We start from the raw sequence: 20,387 nt of genomic DNA, 5'->3' as shown, positions 1-20,387 counted from the left end.
TCCGAGCAGCCTTTTCTGACGGGTTTGAGCGTCAGGTTTACGGTCATTTTCCAGATAATCAGAGCAGGGCATGCTTTAACAGCGGAAATCACAGGGCTTCGCCGCTTGGCCGGCCTCCTAGATGCTCGGTCCCACTGTGTGGTGGTACGACTGATGCCGCATGGAGGGACGCGCTATGGGACAGGTTCTTCACGGCAGCGCCACGGCGACTGAGACGGTCCGTCGGGCAATCCAAGCTCGTCAAGAGAGCGTGAGGGCCGCCGCCAAGCGCTACGGCGTCAGCGCCACGACGGTGCAGAAGTGGCGCTCACGCCAGACCAGCACCGATGCTCGGATGGGACCGAAGGAGCCCCGATCCAGCGTACTTAGCTTGGAGGACGAGGCGGTCATCGTCGCTTTCCGCCGGCACACTCTGCTGCCGCTCGATGACTGCCTCTAAGCGCTGCAACCGAGCCTGCCGCATCTGACCCGCTCGTCGCTTCATCGCTGTCTGCAGCGTCACGGCATCAGTCGCCTGCCGGACGTCGAGGGCGACAAGCCGAAGCGTTCGAAGTTCAAAGCCTACTTGATCGGCTACTTCCACATCGACATCGCGCAGGTCAGCACCGAACAAGGCAAGCTACACCTGTTCGTGGCCATCGACCGCACCAGCAAGTTCGCCTTCGTCCAACTGCATGAGAAGGCGACGCAACGGATCGCTGCAGCCTTTCTACATGATCTGATCGCGGCGGTGCCTTACACGATCCACACGGTGCTCACTGATAACGGCATCCAGTTTAACGACAACAAGCCAGTGAAGGAGGTCGAAGCGAAGGCATCCGCCTATTGGGCGACCCAGGACGGGCCGCGCCTGTACCGCTGGCATTCGTTCGAATGGGCGTGCGAGCAGACGAAGATCGAGCACCGCCTGACCAAGCCGCGCTGCCCATGGACGAACGGTCAAGTCGAGCGGATGAACCGAACTATCAAGGACGCCACGGTCAAGCGCTACCATTACGAGAGCCACAAAGAACTCCGGCAGCACCTACAGCTGTTCGTGGATGCCTACAACTACGGACGCCGGCTCAAGACCCTGCGCGGCCTTACCCCCTACGAGTTCATCTGCCAGGCCTGGACGAAAGAGCCAGAACGCTTCAGGCTCGATCCGTCACACCACATGCCGGGACCGGACATCTCGAAGACATGGGGGCAGGTGCCTATTCGGCCCACATCATTTGCGCGGTCGAGGAGATCAAGCGCCTTCGCAAGCCGCTCTGGCACCTGATAGAGACCGCCCGCTGTGACGGAACGCTGATCCTGACGGGCAGGGATAACGGCTGCGGATGGGACTACGTCGCCGTCTGGTGGAGTGCATACGACGTCGACTATCCGTAGTGAGACGAGTCGGGCAACGGATACCCAGCCCACCGCTTCGACCTTCAGGCTCCGGCGTTCCGCGGGTTCTAACCTTCAAACCTCATGGCCTTACAAGCTCCTGCGGTTTTCGCGTCGGCCGTGCTCGTACTATATGTTACCTACAAAAGATGTCGCGGGGCCCCGCTGATTCCGAATGTGAATGGATACTGGCCCCACGCCGTATCCCTTTCCATCAATCGTCGCTGCGGGTCTTTTGAGTTTTTCGGCCCACTTTGAGATCGCCTCGTCGCATGTTTTTGCTGCATCTGTGCCATCCTTGTATGTCGCAAAGACGCCATAGGTAAATGTTGCAACAACGAGGATTGCACCTGGGGCTGCCCCCACTCCTGATGCAGAAGCGATTCCAGCAACTCTAGCTGCTGTTACTGTGTTTTTGATCGAGTTTTGTGCCGTTACGCCTACGGAGAAAAGAGCAACACCGCAATCTATAGTACTTGTATCGTCGGCTATGCCGGCGCTTTTGAAACAACGCACCAGAGCTGTCCTCGCGGCAGATTTGTCCAGCTTTCCCGCCAATATCACATCTATCATCGTTCCAATGTACATTTCAATAAAACTATCAAGCACTTTCTTGAACCCATCTGGAAGTTTTCTTGATGAGTTTTTTGATTCGTACTGCTCTATCGCAAAGGCTGTAGTTTTCTGTAAAGTTCTAACAATAGCGTCACACCCACCCAAACGCCCCGCAGTTGATGCTATGCCCATCGCTGTCCTCATTTGGACTAAAGATAACTAGAAACCAAAAGCAATCGATATAAAAACATGCCGTCATAAAATCTAGTGAAAGTCAATCTGTATTCGGAAGCTGTCATCTGAGGAGGTGCCTCAAAACGGTCGTTTTCTTTACGCCCTGACGTGTGCATGTCAGATGACATGGCAGTCAAAAAGGCACGGCCATCATAGGGCTCTGCATAGGCCGCTGCGGCGGAAGCGAGCCCAAAGGTGGGCGTGGCGAAGGCTTTGCAACAACAGACCGCTTCTGCCCTCCAAGCTTTCCTGAATTTTTTTCGTTCTGCTTTGTACAGTAAAGTACTCTCGTATAAAAATTATCTTGTGCAATTCTTAGGCATTTTCTACGGTCAGCTACCGTCAACTTATTCCATTTTCGATCTAGCTGCTTTAAAGCATCTTCTTCTTCAGCGAGACATTTTTTAAATCTACTATAAGCAATATCTTTTGGAGTCCCCGGCCCAGCATCCTCATAAGCACCGCAGTCGTTAAAAACTGCAGCACCATCACAAAGGCGTCTTGATGGTTTGCTCATGGTTCGCCCAGATTTCTCATCATATATCAGATTTTCAATTCCCTCAACTGAATATTCTAAACATGCTTGCTTATAATTTAAAACTATAGCGTGCACTTTTATGCCATTAATATGTTTGTCTGACTGTGGGCTGGACGTAATTAAGGTAGGCGGCTCTATCGGATAGCCATTACGTCGGCCAGGAATCCAAGGCTCAGTTGGTTGGCCGGTTCCGGCCGCAAGCCTCTCGTTAGCGAGGTGATTCTGCTCGGCAAGGTGTCCCTGCATAGCCTGCGGATTTGGCTTCTCATCGCCTTCGTAGATGGCAGGTGACTTAAGGCAAGCAGGCTGCTCCGAACTGGCAGCCGATCGAGTTGCCTCGTCACCTTGTGCTATTTTGATAGGCAAGCGTCCCTCTCCCGCGCCAGCCTGTGGAATGGTTATGGCTCCAAGGAAGGCAGCTTGTAGAAGAAGGCTACGCATCAGGAACCTTTAATAGTGAAAATGTTTCGCTGGGAGCGGCTGAGCTGTCTGCATGCTATTTCAAATTTAGCGAATATTCCATATGGCGGCTTACTGAGCGATCGCGCATCAACTCGACCGCGCCATGTTCAGAATCCTGGTTTTTTAAATTCCAAGCAGCCTTCCCTGCTGGGTTTGAACGTCAGGTCGGCCCTGTCGCAATCGCGATAGCGCCGATGTTTACCCCGCGTTGACCATAGAACCCGCATGGCCCTCCCGTTTCGGAGGCCGCCCCATGATCCTGTCCGCCATCGCCGCGAAGCTGAAGCGCCGGGCCAAGGCTGACTTCAAGGGACGGCACTATGAGGCGGCGCTCATCGTCCAGGCCGTCTCCTGGTACCTGCGTTACCCGTTGAGCTACCGCGACATCGAGGAGTTGTTCCAGGTGTCCGACGTCAGCACCTGTGAGACAGATTGCGGGTCTTCACGAACGGAGGATGGCTGGTTCATCGTAGCCCCTGAGGAGCGAAGATGAAGCAGACATCCGGCCCGGCCAAGAAACCGGCAGAAGCGGTGATCAAGGACATCCGTCGGGCCACACGTCGGCAGTTCTCGTCCGAGGAGAAGATCCGCGTGGTGCTGGAAGGCTTGCGTGGCGAGGACAGCATCGCCGAGTTGTGCCGACGCGAGGGGATCGCTGCCTCGATGTACCACGGCTGGTCCAAGGAGTTACTGGAGGCGGGCAAGAAGCGCCTGTCGGGGGACACGGCTCGTGCAGCCACCACGGACGAGGTGCGGGATCTGCGGCGCGAGGCGGGGGCGCTGAAGGAGGTCGTAGCTGATCTCGTCCTGGAGAACCGTCTGCTCAAAAAACGTATGGCCCGCCCCGTCCGCAAGGTCGTCGATGAAGGTGCCTGTGACCGGTCTGCACAAACGTATCCGGCATGTCGGCACGGTGGCCGCCGCCAAGATGGAGAGCCGCACGTCCCGGGCCTCATAAGCACTTCGGCCTCGGTGGCCGCTTTTTTTGCCAGGCTTCCGGAACGCCGCTCGACCGTCAGGCCATCTTCACTGTCCTCCCGCAGACCTCGTGGACCCGCGCCGAGCGATCGCGCTCCGCCTCAGGTCAACCTCTTCTGATGACCTATGCGAGGGCCGGCTCCGGCCGCCGCTCGAAGCTCACTCCTTTGCGCAGTGTCGCCCAGGCGATCCGCGCGAGCTTGGCGGCGAGCGCGACGACCACGACGTTGTAGTGCGCCCGCGCCAGCAGACCGCGCAGCCATCGGCCGGTCCCATCCTCGACCTTGGACAGCGAGGCCAGCGCTGCGCGCGCGCCATGGATGAAGAGCCCACGCAGATAGGCGTTGCCCCTCTTGCTGATGCCGAGCAGCTTCGGCTTGCCGCCGGTCGTATGCTGTCGGGGCACGAGGCCAAGCCAGGCCGGCAGGTCGCGCGGACGTGAAGGCGCTTCCGTCGTTGACGGCCGCGCGCAAGGCCGTGGCTGTCATGGGCCCGACGCCTGGGATCGACACCAAGCGACGTGCCGCCTCGTCGGCGCGGGCATGCGCGACGAACTCCCGGTCGAGAGCTTCGATACGGCCGTCGAGGCTCGCCCACTCCTCACGGATCTCGGCGACGAGAGCTTGGATACGCGGGCCAATCTGCGCCTGGGGATCCCTCACGAGAATGGCGACCGCCGTCTCGAATTTGCGGCGGCCTTGCGGGAATACGAGACCGCGCTCCAGCAGGATCGCGCGGAGCTGGTTCATGAGCATGGTACGCATGCCGACCAGCCGAGACCGGACCCGGTGCAGGCTCTGCATATCGAGTTGCTCCTGCGCCTTGAGGGGCACAAAGCGCATCGTCGGACGTGTGGCGGCCTCGGCGATCGCCTCGGCATCGCGGTCGTCGTTCTTTTGTGCCTTGACGTAGGGGCGGACATACTCGGGCGACATCAGTCGGATGGTATGTCCCTGCGCGGCCAGCAGCCGCCCGAGGTGATGGGCGCCGCAGCAGGCCTCCAGCGCGACGACACAAGCAGGCAGCTTGGCCGTAAGGCCGATGATCGTCTCGCGCCGTGCGCGACGACGCAGAACCACCGTACCGGCTGGGTCGAAGCCAACCAGGCTACAGCTGTTTTTGCCCAGATCGATACCCAGCACGGCGACCGAACTCTTTGCCATTCCCGATCCCTCCATTCCTCCAAGGCAGCAGCATGCCACCAACGGTTCGGTGAGGGGCGGGCCATCCCATAAGCATGAGCGGGGCTGGGGGCGACGAGGCATGAGGTGCCCGGCCTCTGAGAAGCTGGAGATCATCCGGCTCGTTGAGCAATCCCACCTGCCGGTGCGTGCCACCCTGGACAAGCTCGGCATCACGCGCTCGACGTTTTACCGCTGGTACGACGCCGACCAGCGCGGCGGCCCCGAGGCGTTGAAGGACCATCCTTCGCAGCCGAGCCGGGTCTGGAACCGTCTACCTGCGGAGATCCGCGAGCAGATCGTTGCCCTGGCTCTGGAGCAGCCTGAACTCAGTCCGCGTGAGCTGGCGGTGCGCTTCACCGACGAGCGCCGTTACTTCGTCTCGGAAGCCACTGTCTACCGGCTCCTCAAGGCTCAGGACCTGATCACCAGCCCGGCCTATATCGTCATCAAGGCTGCCGCCGAGTTCCGCGACAAGACCACCGCGCCCAACCAGCTTTGGCAGACGGACTTCACCTACCTGAAGGTCGTTGGCTGGGGCTGGTACGACCTGTCGACCGTATTGGACGACTTCTCACGCTACATCGTGGCGTGGAAGCTGTGCACGACGATGCAGGCCAGCGACGTCACCGCCACGCTCGACCTGGCGCTGGGTGCGGCTGGGCTCGATCAGGCGCGGGTGATGCAGCGGCCACGCCTGCTCTCCGACAACGGGCCGAGCTACGTCGCCAGCGACCTGGCCGACTGGCTCGCCAGCCGAGGCATGACCCACATCCGCGGTGCGCCATGCCATCCTCAAACGCAGGGCAAGATCGAGCGTTGGCATCAGACGCTCAAGAACCGCATCCTGCTCGAACACGCCTACTTGCCCGGCGAGCTGGAGATGCAGGTTGCCGACTTCGTCGAACACGACAACCATGCCCGCGCCCATGAGAGCCTGAGCAACCTCACGCCCGCTGACGTCTACTTCGGACGCGGCGAAGGGATCCTGGCCGAGCCGGAACGCATCAAGCGCCAGACCCTGATGGATCGCCGCTTGCGCCATCACGCACAGGCTGCCTAACCTCTCACCCCAGATGGACCAGAGCCTCCGCTCCTTAACACCGCTGTATGTCCCAAATCATCTGACGACAGACAATTCGGAGACGGGTCGTCATGCTACCCGGGCGGCGGTGGCAGGGTCGTCCGATGAGGCAGGCACCATCGATGAGCTCGCCATCGGCGCCACGCGCGCCATCGAGGGCATCCTCTCCGCGGATCCCGGGGACGGCCCGGCCGCGCGGGAGTCCCAGATCCGGGACGCGCTCGCCCAGTGGATCGGGCACGCCGTGCGCCGCGAGGTCGCAACGACCGGCGCCGCGTGGGTCGGCGGCCGTGAACGAGAAAGGCCCCGGCATCGTCCCGGAGCCTTTGAAACCATCCTCGCGCATGCGGCGAGGGACAGGCGGTGTAGCGCAGGATTTCAAAAACCTGGGGTCATCCTCGCGCAGGGGGCGAGGCAGGCAGTGCCTGTCAGCCACGGATAGGATCGCCAGCCCGGAATGGGAAGCGAAGATCGTCGACATGGTTAAGCCGGCTGGGGCGACGTTGCGCCACGCCCCAGTATACCCTCGTCCAGGGATCGACTCTCGCATGGATTTGTTCTTCATTCGTTCTCATATGCGAATCGGTGGAGCGGATCGTGAACGACCTGGGGCGGGCATACCTGGAGGCCTCCGACGGCGACGCGCGGGACGCCCTGCGCAGGGCCCTCGGGTATGCTCTTATCGAGATGGCCGAGATCTCGGGGCAGGTCTCGCGCGGGTTCGTGCGGGCGCAGAGGCCGGCCGACCTGGCGAAGAAGCTGGGTCGCGATCGCCGGGCCTGGGAGGCCTCGCGCTAGGGCGGCGGGATTCGGACGGGGGCGGTCGTGAGGCAGGTCGACATCGAGGACCTGGCGCGCGACGCCGCCGCGCAGGCCGAGCGCCTGGTCGCCGAGCACGCGGGCCCGCCGGCGGATCGCGAGGCGCGCCTGACCGCCCTGTTCGCCGAGTGGCTCGCAGTCCCCACCAAGCGGGGCGTCCGGAACTACAGGCGCCGGCACGCCCGGCGCATGGCCTCCACGGGAGGTTAACGGCTCGGCCCCATCCTGCGGGGCATGCCCGAGCCGATCGTCAAAATCTTCGAGCGCGTGTCCGCCTACGACATCGTCCTCGTCTATACGCCGCTGCCCATCCACGAGATCGCGGCGCACCCCCTCATCCTAGGCTCCATGCAGAACGCGCTCGCCCGTGGCGGCCGCCACATCGAGGACGCGACCCGGGGCGCGCCTGCGCCGGAGCCGGAATGGGCGCACAAGCTTCAACGCGAAGCTGCGCGACGAACTCCTCAACGGCGAGGTGTTCTACACCCTCAAGGAGGCCAGCGTCGTGATCGAGCAATGGCGGAGGCACTACAACAGCATCCGGCCGCACTCGTCGCTCGGCTACCTCCCGCCTGCGCCCCGAGGTCGTCATCTGGCCAAGCGAACCGAGCAGCTCAGGGCCGCTTGCACAACCCGCCATCATCATGCAACCGATGATGCACTAACTTTGAACCTGGGCCACCGAATGGGGGCAGGCCACTAAGAACCAACAATCTGTCAGACGAAATCTTTTGGAAATGTCTTTAGGTAATGTTTAGACAGTGCATATCCAGTATTTTTGCTTGGAGTGGGCGCAAAATATGATTGCCACATCGCGATATTTTTAGGAAAAAAAGCTTCTATGCATCCGCCGTGGATGTAGCTGCGATTAATATAAAACGAAACGCCTCTGTTATCGATGAAAGTTGCATAAATGTATGGTGGCTCATCGAGCAATTTGAGTTTCTTCAAAACCTCAAATTTTGGAAATTTTTCCTCTCCTTTGCGAGGCTGGATTATTGTGAGCACTTGGCCGGGCTCAAGGATGCCTAGGATTTTTTCGCTCATGGGGTATACCCTACGGAATTGAGTGTATTATAATCCGAACCCCAAAAAATTCAAGCAACTTCCTTTATTTGACAAACAAGGGCACTTTTTCGAAAACGGCATTCAAGTTTCTTAATGAATGGCTCTTGGTGGCTGAGAATTTCTTAGTTAATTTGAACAACATTGAGGTATTCGCTCATCGAATTCAAGGCACGCCTCTCGTTATCTGTCGGTCTCTAAATTATGAACTGAGTGCGATAGCCGTAGCGTCCATATTGCTCGGCCAACGCAAGGAGATCGTCCGTCAGCGCCTCTTGGTCGTCTCGACCCTGCGGCACCTCGCGCCGTGTCGAGCTATGTTAACCGAGCACCCAGCAGACGCGGCGCTCGGTGACGTCCATTAAAAGCCTGATGAGTTCGACAGAGGCGCATCGGCGAGCGGGGCTCAAAGTTTTCACAGAGTCCGTCCGATAAGGCATGATCTTCGTCCGAGGCGTAGAACGAGGATCATGCCAGCGGCGGCGAAAGAAAGCCTGTGCCGAGGCGAGTATGGCCTCCCGGTCCTTCCAGCGGCGGCGGTTGCGGCTGATCAAGGCGAAGAGGCGCTCGACGACTTAGAGCGGTGCCCTGGCGGGTTGAATCGGTTGGGGTTGGCGATCTGGCTAGCGTGTGATTCGGGGGATGACCTTGTGATGGAGGATCGCCATGCCTTCAGCCCTGTCGGTCGATCTGCGCGACCGTGTGGTCGCCGCGATTGAAGCGGTCGCCTCGCGGCGTCAGGCGGCCAAACGCTTCGGTGTTGGGGCGGCCAGCGAAGTCCGTTGGCATGAGCGCTTCCGACAGGACGGGCAGATCGCGCCCAAGCCCATGGGCGGCGCCCGTAACTCGCAGCGTCTGGAAGCGCAGGCAGCCCTGATCCTTCGGCTCAACGAAGAACACCCGCTCTCCTTCCTGCGGGAACTGCGTAACAGGCTCTAGTGGTCTGAGTTAGAAGTTCTCTGACAGAAGCGTCCGATGCTTGCGAGGATCGCATCAGCGGGTTTGGTCCAGACGAAGGGCTTTGGATCGGCGTTGGTCTGAGCGATGTAGGCGTGGATCGCAGCTTCGAGATCGCTGGTCTGTTGGAAGGCACCACGCTGCAGACGTCGACGGGTGAGCAGGGCAAACCAACCCTCGACGAGATTGAGCCATGATGCGGACGTCGGCGTGAAATGAAGGTGCCAACGCGGACGCTTCACGAGCCAGTCGTGGATCAGCTTGGTTTTGTGGGTGGCCGCGTTGTCGAGCACGAGGTGCACGTCGAGATCGCCTGGGACGGCCGCCTCGATCTGATCGAGGAAGTCGCGGAACTCGACCGAACGGTGCCGGCCTGTGCAGTGGCCGATCACCGTCCCGGCCTGGACGTCGAGGGCGGCGAACAGGTCGGTCGTACCCTGGCGACGATAATCGTGAGTTCGGCGCTCCGGCTGGCCGAGCCGCATCGGCAGCACGGGGGCCGTGCCCGTCAGCGCTTGGATCTGCGGCTTCTCGTCGACGCACAGCACCACGGCACGATGCGGCGGAGCCATGTAGAGGCCGACCACGTCCCGGACCTTGTCGACGAAGGCGGGATCGGTCGAGAGCTTGAAGGTGTCGGTCTTGTGCGGCTGCAGCCCGAAGGCACGCCAGACCCGCGAGACCATGCTCTGGCTCATGCCGACCCGCCGGGCCATGGCGCGGGTCGACCAGTGGGTGGCGTTCTCTGGCTGGCTCTCCAGCGTGAGGGTGACCAACCCTTCGATGGCCGTGTCCGCGACGGCACGTGGCGCACCAGAGCGGGGCAGGTCGACGAGGCCGTCGAGGCGATGGGCGAGGAAACGGGCGCGCCACGTCGTGACGCTCATCCGGCTGACGCCGAGATCACGGGCAACGCCACTGTTGGTCGATCCCGGCTCGGCGCAGGCCAGCACGATCCGCGCGCGCTGAGCCAAGGCTTGGCCGACATTGCGACGGCGGATGAGCCCCGCCATGCGCCTGCGCTCGTCCTCAGTCAGATAGAGAGGAGCAGGTTTTGGACCACGGGCCATCGGTCACCTCCGTGCGGACATCCCCCACACGTAGGTGCAAGCTCAAAATCTGCAACCGGACTTCTAACTCAGACCACTTGCACTACCTGGGCACTTTGATGTTAGACGGCAGCGTGAAGCGTCTTTAGCAGTGTGGGCACAGGACTGGCGGGACGAGGCTGGCGAACAGATGACCGATGATGGCCTGCCGCACGGCGGGCAGGCTGGGTGATGGCGGTGGCCCCGGAAGGCGGGTCGTCATTGTTTCTCCGCCCCGTCCGACGAGGTTCGGCGAGGCGCAGGTTCTGCAGGTAGGTGCAGGCGATACACGACATCAGCGCGTGTCGATGGAGCCCGGTCCAGGAGCGTCCCTCGAAATGGTCGAGGCCGAGTTCTTCCTTGAGCTGCTGGTGGGCCTGCTCGAAGACCCAGTGCGCCTTGATTGTGCCTGCCAGGGCGCGCCGTGCCGTCTCGGCCGGCAGGTTGGATAGGGAGTATTTGCGCTCACCCGACGAGCGCCACTCGCCCACGAGCCAGACCTCCTCGCCCGGCAGATGCCGGTTGTTGCCCCAGACCGGACCGTCGCCGGCCCGCACCCGGGGGGCGGCGAACCGGGCCGAGAGCTTGCCCTTCGTGCCCTGGCGCCACGTCACGCGTCGCCAGGTCAGGTCGGCCAGCACCGCCTCGGCCTCACGCGGCTCCCGGTCCGGCGAGGGCTTGGGGGTGCCCCGTCGGCGGCACGAGCCGCACGTCGGCTGCGTAGACCTTCTGGTTCTGCACGATGCCCACCGCCCAGCGCAGACCCCTTGCAACCAGGCCGTGACGGAAGGAGGCGCTGACGCCGTAGCCCGAGCGGATCTGGTTAGTCAGCGCCGTGCGCTCGCCGACGAGCTGGTCGCGCACCCGGTGCAGGGTCTGCACGTCGAGCTGCGCTTCGGACTAGAGTGCCACGAAGCGCATCGTCGGGCGTGTGGCCGCTTCGGCGATGGCCTCGGCGTCGCGGTCGTCGTTCTTCTGCGCCTTGACGTAGGGGCGCACGTACTCCGGCGACATCAATCGAATGGTGTGGCCTTGCTTGGCCAGGGCGCGGCCCAGGTGATGGGCGCCACAGCAGGCCTCCATCGCAACGACGCACCCCGGCACCTTCGCGCCGAAGGCGATCACCCCCGCGCGCTGCATGCGTCGGCGCAGCACGACCCGCCCCGCCGCGTCCAGCCCGACGAGGCTGCAGCTGATCTTGCCCAGATCGATCCCAAGAATCGCGATCGTCATCGTTCTGCTCCCTTCCTCATCTCGGCTACCCTGCAAGCCTAGCAGCGTAGCCCGGTGAGGGGCGGGCCATCCATAAAGGGGCTGTCCACGCGGCCGAGCAGGAGCGGTCGGATGTGAGGGCCGCGCGCGAGGACTGGTTCGATCGCCAACCCAACCTCGATCCGGATCGCCTGGTTTTCCTCGACGAGACAGCCGCTACGACGAAGATGGTCCGCCGCTATGGTCGCGCTGCGTGCGGTCAGCGCTGCCGGATCGCCCCTACGGGCACTACAAGACCACCATTATCACCGCCGCCCTGCGCGCTACGGGACTGATCGCCAGGAGCATCTTCGATGGAGCCACGAATGGTCTGCGCTTCCGCGCCTACGTCACCGACACCCTGGCTCCGGTGCTGAGGCCCGGTTACACCGTCATCCTCGACAATCTGAATGCCCACAAGGTCGCCGGGGTGCACGAGGCCATCGAGGCGGTTGGCGCACAGGTTCTATACCTCCCGCCCTACAATCCCATCGAGCAGGTCTTTGCCAAGGTCGGATGGATGGTCTCCCGCCCGGCGCACGCCACCTTCGTGCTCGACGCTCTGTGGCAGGCCCTGCACGAACGCCGGCCTCTCTGGGGCAGTGGGCTCGTGCATCACAGCGACAGGGCTTCGCAGTACCTCGCCCTGCGCTACACGGAGCGGCTGGCGGAGGCCGGCGTCGAGCCATCCGTCGGCAGCGGCAACAGCTATGACAACGCCTTAGCCGAGACGATCAACGGTTTGTTCAAGGCCGAGGTGATCCATCGGGTCGGGCCATGGCGGTCCTTCGAGGCGGTCGAGTTCGCCACCCTCGAATGGGTCGATTGGTTCAACACCCGCCGCTTGCTCGAGCCCATCAGCAACGTGCCTCCCGCCAAGGCCGAAGCGCGCTAACTCGCTCAGATCGAGGTATAAGCCTTGGCCGCCTGACCCAAACCGAATGGCCTCCGGGAAATCCGGAGCAGTTCAGTGTGTGCGCAGCCCATCCTCCGTTCATCGTCTGCTTCGCCCCTCCACAGCCACAGCCCCGTAAGACACAGGCCCTGGGCAAATCACTGCCCAGGACCCCGCTGCTGCCTCAGAACGGGTAGCGGACGCCGCCGTTGAGCGAGTAGCCATCAAGTCGCTCACCGAAGCGGACATCGCCGCGGACGTAGCCGATCAGGTCCGTGCCGAGCAATGCACCCGAGACGCCCACGCCGACCTGGCCAAACATACCGACGCGGTTGGTCAGGATCGGAACGGTCGCGTTCGGATCGAACGTCCCCGCACTTGAGGCGATGAAGCGAGAGGCGGCATTGCCCGCGAACTCGTTCCAAAGGCTCGCCGTCACGAAAGGCTGGAGAGCGAAGGTGTCTCCGGCGGTAAGCGTCGTACCGACGCGGAAGCCGACACGGCCGAGGATGCTGTCGATCGAGTCGATAGCGAGGGTGCCGCCCGGTACGGCGAGGTCGCCGATCCGAGTCTTGGTGTAGCTCATCGAGGTCGAGGGCTCGAAGAAGTAAGGTTGATCGCCGCCGAACGGGCTCGCGAAGTCGATCCGGTACCCGAGCGAGCCGCCGACGGTGTCGGAGGCGATCGGAAGCCTGGTACCGCTGAGAGACAAGACCGGATCGGAGATGCGCGCATTGAAGAAGTCGTGACGGTAGGAGATGTCCGATGTGAACGGCCCGCTCGTCACCGCCAGGTAGGCGCCGACGAAGGGCACGTTGAACACGCCCGAGGCCAGCGAGGAGCCCTGCTGACGGCCGTTGGCGTAGATCTCGCCGCCGGTCACGCCGAGATGCGCGTTGAACCCGGTGTTGGCCATATTGAACACCGCGATGTCACCGCCGAACTGCATTCCGGCGAAGTTGATGCGCGTGCTGTTCTCGGCCGTGGCGGTCTGGCCGATGCTGGTGAAGGTCGCCGTGCTGGTGCTCTTCACATTGGTCTCGCCGCCCGAGCCGCGCGCCCAGAGGCCGAGGCCGTAGGTGTTGGGCAGGATGCCGGACTCGTTGGCGGTCGCGGCGACGGGCGCCGCGGCGGCCTGCTGGTTCAACTGCGCCCAGGTCTTGCCGTTCGAGGTCACCCCGACGCTCGAAGTCGTCTCGCCGCAAAGCTTGGCCGCGCGCTGCTCGTCGGTGCAGAGGCGGTTCTCGGCCGGGCCGCCAATCAGGGCGCTGATCGACTGGAAGAAGCCGATATTGAGCGCCGAGACCAGCGACGTGATGCCGGCTGCCGTTGCCGAGGCCTGTCCCGGATTGATCAGCGAAACGATCTGGTAGGATCCGGGCGAGCCGGGCGCCTGCTGGAGCGAGTAGTTGATGAAGCCGACGCGCTGGCTTTCCAGGGCGTTGGCCGTTTCGAGCTGAACCGTTCCGCTGCTGCCGGCGGCCACGAGTACGGGGATCGGCGTGGAGAAGAAGACGTTGCTGCCTCCCGATCTCACGAACTGCAGAGCGAGTTGGGTGTTGCCGGTGTTGGTCCCGGTGACGCGCAGCAGGTCACCGCGCTGTCCGGCGTCGCTGCGGGTCAGGTCGACGTCGATGGCGAGCTTCGCGTTCGGACCGGCGGCATAGTTGCCGGTCAGCGCCAGGGTGTCGGTGACGACGCCGTTCTGCAGGGAGATCAGGCCCTGGTTGACCAAAGTCCCGGCCTGGATCTGGTAGGTGCCGAAGCCGCTCGCCGGAACGCCATTGCGATCGACGTTCAGCGTGCCGGAGTTGGTGAAGGTGCCGACACCGCCGAGCATGCTGAGATTGGCCAGGGTCGTGGTGCCGTTGTTGTTGTACGAGGTGATGGATCCACCCAGAGCGGATGCGTTGATTATCCCCTCGACGCGCACGGCGCCATTGTTGTCGAAGCGCGGTGTCGTGAAGGTTCCCCCGGCCAACCGGAAGTTTCCGGTGTTTACCACGCTGTCGGTTGCGCTGAAGGCCCCGCCGGAGACGAAGGTGCCGGAATTGTTCACAGTCGCGGTCGACACCACGCCGTTCTGGAAGGTGTAGGTGCCCGCGTTGGTGAGCTGGGTCGCCGCGAGCGTGCCGCCCGTCTGGTTGAACAGGTTGTTGTTCGCCAGGAGCGGCGACGTGACGGTGCCGCCGGTCAGCGAGAAGCTGCCGCCGTTGGTGATCGAGCTGCCGGCCGTGCGGTTCGCCGCGAACTGCCCGCCGCTCACCGCGATCGTTCCGCTCGCCGTGTTGGTCACCGTGTTGGCGTTCAGCGTGCCGTTCTGGAAGGTGTAGGTGCCCGCGTTGGTGAGCTGGGTCGCCGCGAGCGTGCCGCCCGTCTGAGTGAGCAGGCTGTTGTTGGAGAACAGCGGCGTCGTCACCGCGCCGCCGGTGATCAGGAAGCTGCCGATATTGGTGATCGACGTGCTCGCGGTGGTGGCCCCGGCCGAGTTGAACACGCCGTTGGCGGTGTTCAGGATCGTTGCGGTACCGAGCGTGCCGGTGCCGAGCACCTGCACGCCCGGCGCGTTGGCCAGCGTCCCGGCCGAGTTGTTGGTGAGCGTGGTGATGCCGGTGAGGCTGCCGGCGACGATGAACGTGGCGCCGTTGTTGTTGGTGAAGGAGTTATTCACCACCACCACGCTGTTGCTGGCCCCGACACGGAACACGCTCGGGGCGTTGTTCACGATCGGGCCGCCGAAGGTACCACCCTGGGCGTTGACCGTGCCGGTGTTGGTGGTGACGCCGTTGGTGGCGCCGGCCGTCTGCGTGTAGGTGCCGCTGTTGGTCAGCTCGCCGTTTACCGTGCCGGAATTGCCGAAGGTGCCGGCGTTGTTCAGGCCGCCGTTGAGGGTGTCAGTGTTGGTGCCGGTCGCGCCGGCCTGGTTCTGGACCGGGCTCGCCGAGGTCAGCGTGCCGCCGTTGTTCAGCGTACCGCCGCTGGCGTTGGTGAAGCCGCCATTCGCCACGAGGGCTGCGCCCGAAGCGACCGTGGCGGCGCCGGAATTGGTGATCAGTCCGGCGACCGTGTAGGTGCCGCTGTTCACGTTCAGGTTCGCCCCGGCGGCGTTGCCGAAGGTGCTGTCGCTCGTGACCGGGCCTGGGCCGGTGATGTTGAACGCGCCGGCATTGTTGGCGATGGCGCCGTTGAAGGTGCCACCCCCGGCGTTGACCGTGCCGGTATTGGTGGTGCCGCCGTTGGTGGCGCCGGCCGTCTGCGTGTAGGTGCCGCTGTTGATCAGCGGACCACCCACGGTGCCAGTGTTGGTCGCCGTCCCGCTGTTGTTCAGGACGCCGTTGAGCGTGCCGTTGTTGGTCAGGGCGTTCTGGTTGTTGAACCCGCCGTTGGCCTGGAGCGTCGCGCCGTTAGCGACGGCGGCGGTGCCGGCGTTGGTGATCAGTCCGGCGACCGTGTAGGTGCCGCTGTTCACGTTCAGGTTCGCCCCGGCGGCGTTGCCGAAGGTGCTGTCGCTGGTGAGCGTGTTGTCAGCGGAGAAAATGCCTCCAGCGGCGTTGGTGATTGCACCATTGACAGCGCTATTGTCGGCAGAAAATCTGCCGCTGTTTATCAATCCACCATTGATAACGGCGTTGTTGCTGGCTATCGCGTCGCCGTTATTGATAAGGCCGCCATTGATCGTGCCGCCATCGGCTATAAAGCCGACATTACTGCCGAGATTATTGCTGCCGGAGTTGTTCGTGACACCCCCTTGGACGGCACCAAATACCACTAAAAGACCGTCCGAGACCGTTGTCCTGCCGGTGTAGGTATTGACCCCGCCAAGGCGGACGCCCCCAGCGCCTGTCTTGCTGACAGAGCCGGCGCCGGTGATGACGTCAGCATAATCCGTGAAAGCGGCGTTGGCCTGATTGAACTCGAGATTGCCGCCGGAGCCGATGGCGATCGGCCCCGAGAGCCCGGACCCAGAGGTGGTCGTATTGTTGAATATCACGGTACTGGCGCCGTCCAGGGTCAGCGCATTGGCCCGCCCACCGGCGCCGATGCCGCCGGTGACGGTGGCGCCCATGCCCATGTTCAGGGTCAGACCCGAGCCGACGATGCCGGCGCCGCCCACGGCACCGGTGCCGCCGTTGCCGCCGGAGACCGCGCCGACAAGGTTGATCGTGTTGCCGGTGCCGGCAAAGACGCCGATGCCGCCCGAGCCGCCATTGCCGGCCGTCGAGCCGGCCCCACCGCCCGCCACGCCGCCGTTGCCACCGTTGCCGCCAGCGGACGTACCGATGGTGACGACCCCGCCGGTCTGATCGAGCACGACGCCGTAGCCGCCGGCTCCGCCACCACCGCCGCTGCCGGTCCCGTTTCCGGCGCCACCGGCACCGCCGTTGCTGCCAAGGCCCGCGACCCCGGGCCCGGCAGAGGTCGTGACCACGGGGCCGTGCACGCCGCCCGTGCCGCCGCCCCCTCCGTCGCCGGCCGCCGCACCGGGAGCCCCGGCTGCCGCGCCGTTGCCGCCCGCGCCGCCCACACCGCCGACGATGCCCGCGCCGCCGCCGCCGCCGCCGGACCCGACGGTCCCGCCGGCACCGCCAGGCTGCCCGTTATTCCTGGGGGAGTCGGTGCCGCCGGAGCCACCGACCGGACCACCGCCCACACCGCCCGCGGCCATCGCGTAGGTCGCGCCGACCAGCGGCAGCGGCGAGAGGCCGCCGACCACGATGATCCCGACCAGTGCAGTCGTGGTTAAGAGCGCGCAACGGAAGTCACGGTTCGCCACGGTCATTCACCCCATATTCTCGATTTGCGCGATTGCGCGCACACGCCGCCTGATGGCGGCCTTGCCCGACTTGAGCGATGGGGCTCGGCGATAGTCAAGTGAAGCGCCGAGGCAGCGGCGGCGAGCGAGCGAGACTAAACTTCACTGGCAAATCGTTGTCGGCACGCGTTATTTCCCGAAAATCGCAGAAACCTGGCGCCGGTCGGACGAACGCTGGAGAGAGCCGTTCTGCCAAGGTTTTGCGAGGCGTGTGGCCGAAAGGCGACATCTGGAAACACGTCTGGTCCGGCGTTCGGTCCCGGTGGCGCGCTTCTTGACTTCGACGAAGCTGACGATCGCAACATAAGTCCAATCGATATGCGGTAAGGGCCAAGGCAACATATTCTGCGTTCAAGCCGATCGCTTCGGATCGCGGTAATCGATCAATCAAGGCTTTGACAGTTGCATGATCATGCTTCAGCTGTGGCGGCTACTTGCCGAATCGATCGGCGCGATGGCGTGTACGGCCGGGCGCGAGGCTCCGGGAAAACGCCGCGGCAGGATCAATCGGCCGATACAAGGGCGACGGCGACTGCGACGTCCCGGCAGCCGGGTGCCGTCGGAAGTCGCGGCCCCGCTGTTCGGTGATGCAGCCGGACAACAGCTGATGACCCGGCCCGCGGCTCCGGCGCGTCTCGGCCGTTGCTGTGCTGACAGCCGGCGCAACGCACCGTATACTGTCGCCAACGATAAGGCGCGCGGCATGTCATGGAACAGCAAGGTCGTGTGGTCGGAGGGGTTGTTCATCCGACCGCACCACTTCCAACAAAACGACCGATACGTCGAAGGCCTGATCGAGAACAGGGTTCGGCACGTCACGCCCTATCCTTGGGGTTTTTCTCGGATAGAACTTGATCGCGATCTGGCTCAGCAGAGCAAGTTCGGGCTGCGCCGTGCCTCCGGCGTGATGCCGGACGGGACGCCGTTCGACCTGCCAGACCAGTCGCCCCTGCCGGCTCCGATCGACGTGGCGGAGGCCGATGCGGGAAAGTGGCTGTGGCTGATGATGCCGCTCGGCGCGCCCAACACCCGTGAGGTCGACACCGCCGCGGCCGAGAGCGCCAGCCGCTACGCTCAGGGCAAGGCGACGCTGATCGACTCGACCTCGGCGCTGCGCATCGAGGAGGAGATCCACCTCGCCCATCCGCGCCTGTCGCTGGAAGTGCGCAGCAGCGCCAAGCCCGGCTTCCAGGGCCTGCCGGTCGCCCGGGTGGTCGAGGTGCGCGACCGCGCGGCGGTGTTCGACGAGCGGTTCGCGCCCCCCGTACTCACCAGTGCCGTCCATCCGGTGGTCAGCGGCTGGGTCGACCGAGTCATCGGCTGGATCGAGAACAAGCTCGAAGGACTCGCCCGGTACGCCGCCGATCCCACGGCGGGGGGCGGCCTCCAGGCCTCCGACTACTTCATGCTCCTATTGCTGAACCGCCACATCCCGGTGCTCCAGCATTTCCGCGAGTCGCGCTACATCCACCCTGAGAGAATCTACGTCGAGTTCCTGCGCATCGCCGGCGAGCTCGCGACCTTCGTCCTCGCCGAACGGCGCGCCCGCTCGTATCCGCCCTACGACCACGACAACCTCGAAGCGGTGTTCGCGCCGCTCCTGCGCGACATCCAGGACTTCCTGTCGAGCGGCATCGACCGACGGGCGATCCGCCTCGAGCTGATCGAGCTGGCGCGCAACGCCTTCTCGTCGCCGATCCGCGACCGCAACCTGTTCCGCAGCGCCACCTTCGTGGTCGAGGTGGCAGCCAGCCTGCCGCTGACCCAGATCCAGGCGCAGTTCCCGCACCTCTTCAAGGTCGGCCCCAACAACAAGATGAACGAGATCGTCCACGCCCACCTGCCGGGCATCGATCTCGTCCACATCCCGACACCGCCGTCGCAGATTCGGGCCATCACCAACCATGTCTACTTCGTGCTCGACCGGAATTCGCGCCTCTGGCCGGAATTCAGTTCGGCGAGCGCGATCGGGCTGCACTTCTCCGGTGAGTGGCCGGGGCTCGAGCTGGAGCTGTGGGCCGTGCAGGAGGGGCGGCGGTGAGCCCGCCCTTCGACCGCTTCGGGCCGGGTGGCGAGCGCACCATCCTGGTCCCGAACCCCGGCGGACGCCGGCCGGCGAATGGCGGCCAAACGCCGTTCGCGCCGGTCCCCGAGCCGGGGCGTGGCGAATCCCGGCGTTCCCCCGGAGGCCCGGACTCTCACAGACCCGGAGCCGGGCAGCCGGGATACGGTGCCGGGCACGCCGCCGCAGCTCCCGGCTACGGTGCCGGACCCGCGCAGGGCGCGGACGATTGGGCGACGCCCACACCGTCGCCCGTCACTCCGGGGCCTTCGGTCCCGACGGACGGGGAGGCATCGGGTCGGGCGCTGGTGCTCAAGCGCGACGTCGTGGTCGCCCCCAACGAGAACCCGTTCCTGCAGGCCGCCGGGCCCCTGCTGCTGCTGTTCGGCCGGCTGCGCGTCCAGCTCTCGCGCGCCTCTTCGGCCAACTTGATAGAGCAGGTCGCCGCCGCCATCGAGGATTTTGCGAAGGAAGCGCGCGCCGCGGGCGCCCAGCCCCAGCAGATCGACATCGCGAAGTACATCGTCTGCGCCACCGCGGACGACGTGGTGCAGAACATCCCGACCGACGATCGCAACGTCTACACCCAGCACAGCATGCTCAGCCGCTTCTTCGGCGAGCGCCGGGGCGGCGTGCGCTTTTTCGAGGAACTCGACCGGGCGAAGGTCGATCCGTCCGGCAACTACCATCTGCTCGAATTGCAGCATGCCTGCCTGGCGATGGGCTTCCAGGGGATCCACAGGACCAGCGCCGGCGGCGCCGCGGCGCTCCAGCAGATCCAGCGCAACCTCTACGAGCTGCTGCGCCGCACCCGGCCGGCGACCCGTGAGATCTCCCCGCGCTGGCAGGGCCAGGAGATCGCGCAGGCCGCCTCTCAGGCGCAGGTACCTCTCTGGGCGACCGGCGCGGTGGTGATGATGCTGCTGATGGCCTTCTACCTGCTCCTCCGCTTCCTCCTCTCCGACACCGCCGAGGCCACCGCCACGGCTCTGGTCAGCGTGCACCCGCAGACCGAGATCGGCATCCAGCGA

10 protein-coding genes and 10 pseudogenes are annotated in these 20,387 nt (G+C 63.9%); 11 read left to right on the top strand and 9 right to left on the bottom strand.

The features are described 5' to 3' along the window. The first annotated feature begins 175 nt into the window (after positions 1–175). Positions 176–1,264: pseudogene (locus J7U37_RS14185) on the top strand (IS481 family transposase). 239 nt (positions 1,265–1,503) lie between these two features. Here J7U37_RS14185 and J7U37_RS14180 read toward each other — a convergent pair. After that, a complete protein-coding gene (locus J7U37_RS14180) occupies positions 1,504–2,121 on the bottom strand; it encodes a hypothetical protein (protein WP_247636127.1) in 618 nt (205 codons plus the stop codon). A gap of 175 nt (positions 2,122–2,296) precedes the next feature. Further along, complete coding sequence (locus tag J7U37_RS14175) at positions 2,297–3,142, bottom strand: hypothetical protein (protein WP_247636126.1); 846 nt, start codon at positions 3,140–3,142, stop codon at positions 2,297–2,299. Positions 3,143–3,416: 274 nt separating this feature from the next. Between J7U37_RS14175 and J7U37_RS14170 the strand changes: the two are divergent. After that, positions 3,417–3,563 (top strand): annotated as a pseudogene (locus J7U37_RS14170) (IS6 family transposase); the annotation flags it as partial. An 89-nt stretch (positions 3,564–3,652) separates the two neighbouring features. After that, positions 3,653–3,997: pseudogene (locus J7U37_RS14165) on the top strand (transposase); the annotation flags it as partial. Between the two features lie 268 nt (positions 3,998–4,265). Here J7U37_RS14165 and J7U37_RS14160 read toward each other — a convergent pair. Further along, positions 4,266–5,283: pseudogene (locus tag J7U37_RS14160) on the bottom strand (IS110 family transposase). Between the two features lie 91 nt (positions 5,284–5,374). Here J7U37_RS14160 and J7U37_RS14155 point away from each other — a divergent pair. The 4 genes and pseudogenes from J7U37_RS14155 to J7U37_RS14140 all read left to right on the top strand — a co-directional run. Continuing rightward, positions 5,375–6,385: pseudogene (locus J7U37_RS14155) on the top strand (IS3 family transposase); the annotation flags it as partial. Positions 6,386–7,003: 618 nt separating this feature from the next. Beyond that, positions 7,004–7,204, top strand: coding sequence for a hypothetical protein (locus J7U37_RS14150; protein ID WP_247636125.1), 201 nt, complete (start codon positions 7,004–7,006; stop codon positions 7,202–7,204). 27 nt (positions 7,205–7,231) lie between these two features. Then, complete coding sequence (locus J7U37_RS14145; RefSeq protein ID WP_247636124.1) at positions 7,232–7,435, top strand: hypothetical protein; 204 nt, start codon at positions 7,232–7,234, stop codon at positions 7,433–7,435. A gap of 223 nt (positions 7,436–7,658) precedes the next feature. After that, positions 7,659–7,890 (top strand): annotated as a pseudogene (locus J7U37_RS14140) (transposase); the annotation flags it as partial. Positions 7,891–7,942: 52 nt separating this feature from the next. Here the strand turns inward: J7U37_RS14140 and J7U37_RS14135 are convergent. Then, a complete protein-coding gene (locus tag J7U37_RS14135; RefSeq protein ID WP_247636123.1) occupies positions 7,943–8,272 on the bottom strand; it encodes a hypothetical protein in 330 nt (109 codons plus the stop codon). 233 nt (positions 8,273–8,505) lie between these two features. Then, a pseudogene (locus tag J7U37_RS14130) lies at positions 8,506–8,706 on the bottom strand (IS3 family transposase); the annotation flags it as partial. Between the two features lie 250 nt (positions 8,707–8,956). Between J7U37_RS14130 and J7U37_RS14125 the strand changes: the two are divergent. Then, positions 8,957–9,226: pseudogene (locus J7U37_RS14125) on the top strand (IS630 transposase-related protein); the annotation flags it as partial. Here J7U37_RS14125 and J7U37_RS14120 read toward each other — a convergent pair. The 3 genes and pseudogenes from J7U37_RS14120 to J7U37_RS14110 all read right to left on the bottom strand — a co-directional run bounded on the left by J7U37_RS14120 (position 9,226) and on the right by J7U37_RS14110 (position 11,568). Further along, complete coding sequence (locus J7U37_RS14120; protein WP_247636122.1) at positions 9,226–10,317, bottom strand: IS630 family transposase; 1,092 nt, start codon at positions 10,315–10,317, stop codon at positions 9,226–9,228. The pseudogene J7U37_RS14125 and the gene J7U37_RS14120 overlap by 1 nt on opposite strands. Positions 10,318–10,421: 104 nt before the next feature. Then, a pseudogene (locus J7U37_RS14115) lies at positions 10,422–11,148 on the bottom strand (transposase); the annotation flags it as partial. A gap of 87 nt (positions 11,149–11,235) precedes the next feature. Further along, a complete protein-coding gene (locus J7U37_RS14110; protein WP_247636121.1) occupies positions 11,236–11,568 on the bottom strand; it encodes a transposase in 333 nt (110 codons plus the stop codon). A 74-nt stretch (positions 11,569–11,642) separates the two neighbouring features. Between J7U37_RS14110 and J7U37_RS14105 the strand changes: the two are divergent. Next, positions 11,643–12,481: pseudogene (locus J7U37_RS14105) on the top strand (transposase); the annotation flags it as partial. Positions 12,482–12,665: 184 nt separating this feature from the next. Here the strand turns inward: J7U37_RS14105 and J7U37_RS14100 are convergent. Then, positions 12,666–17,261 (bottom strand): hypothetical protein, encoded by a 4,596-nt coding sequence (locus J7U37_RS14100; protein ID WP_247636120.1) that lies wholly within the window; start codon positions 17,259–17,261, stop codon positions 12,666–12,668. 736 nt (positions 17,262–17,997) lie between these two features. Here J7U37_RS14100 and tssK point away from each other — a divergent pair. Then, positions 17,998–19,335 (top strand): type VI secretion system baseplate subunit TssK, encoded by a 1,338-nt coding sequence (tssK, locus tag J7U37_RS14095; RefSeq protein ID WP_247636119.1) that lies wholly within the window; start codon positions 17,998–18,000, stop codon positions 19,333–19,335. Next, a partial coding sequence (icmH, locus tag J7U37_RS14090) for a type IVB secretion system protein IcmH/DotU (RefSeq protein WP_247636118.1) occupies positions 19,332–20,387 on the top strand: 1,056 nt, incomplete at its 3' end. The genes tssK and icmH, both read left to right, overlap by 4 nt.

It is taken from the genome of Methylobacterium sp. 37f, assembly GCF_023093475.1.
In the GTDB taxonomy this organism is placed as follows: Bacteria; Pseudomonadota; Alphaproteobacteria; order Rhizobiales; family Beijerinckiaceae; genus Methylobacterium.
The sequence above is the reverse complement of the archived record's forward strand: the minus strand, read 5'-3'. Positions and strand labels throughout refer to the sequence as shown.

Excerpts from the sequence above, each read along its gene's own strand:
- J7U37_RS14180 (WP_247636127.1), bottom strand. The coding sequence starts at position 2,121 with ATGGGCATAGCATCAACTGCGGGGCGTTTGGGTGGGTGTGACGCTATT.
- J7U37_RS14175 (WP_247636126.1), bottom strand. The coding sequence starts at position 3,142 with ATGCGTAGCCTTCTTCTACAAGCTGCCTTCCTTGGAGCCATAACCATT.
- J7U37_RS14135 (WP_247636123.1), bottom strand. The coding sequence starts at position 8,272 with ATGAGCGAAAAAATCCTAGGCATCCTTGAGCCCGGCCAAGTGCTCACA.
- J7U37_RS14120 (WP_247636122.1), bottom strand. The coding sequence starts at position 10,317 with ATGGCCCGTGGTCCAAAACCTGCTCCTCTCTATCTGACTGAGGACGAG.
- J7U37_RS14110 (WP_247636121.1), bottom strand. The coding sequence starts at position 11,568 with ATGACGATCGCGATTCTTGGGATCGATCTGGGCAAGATCAGCTGCAGC.
- J7U37_RS14100 (WP_247636120.1), bottom strand. The coding sequence starts at position 17,261 with ATGACCGTGGCGAACCGTGACTTCCGTTGCGCGCTCTTAACCACGACT.
- tssK (WP_247636119.1), top strand. The coding sequence starts at position 17,998 with ATGTCATGGAACAGCAAGGTCGTGTGGTCGGAGGGGTTGTTCATCCGA.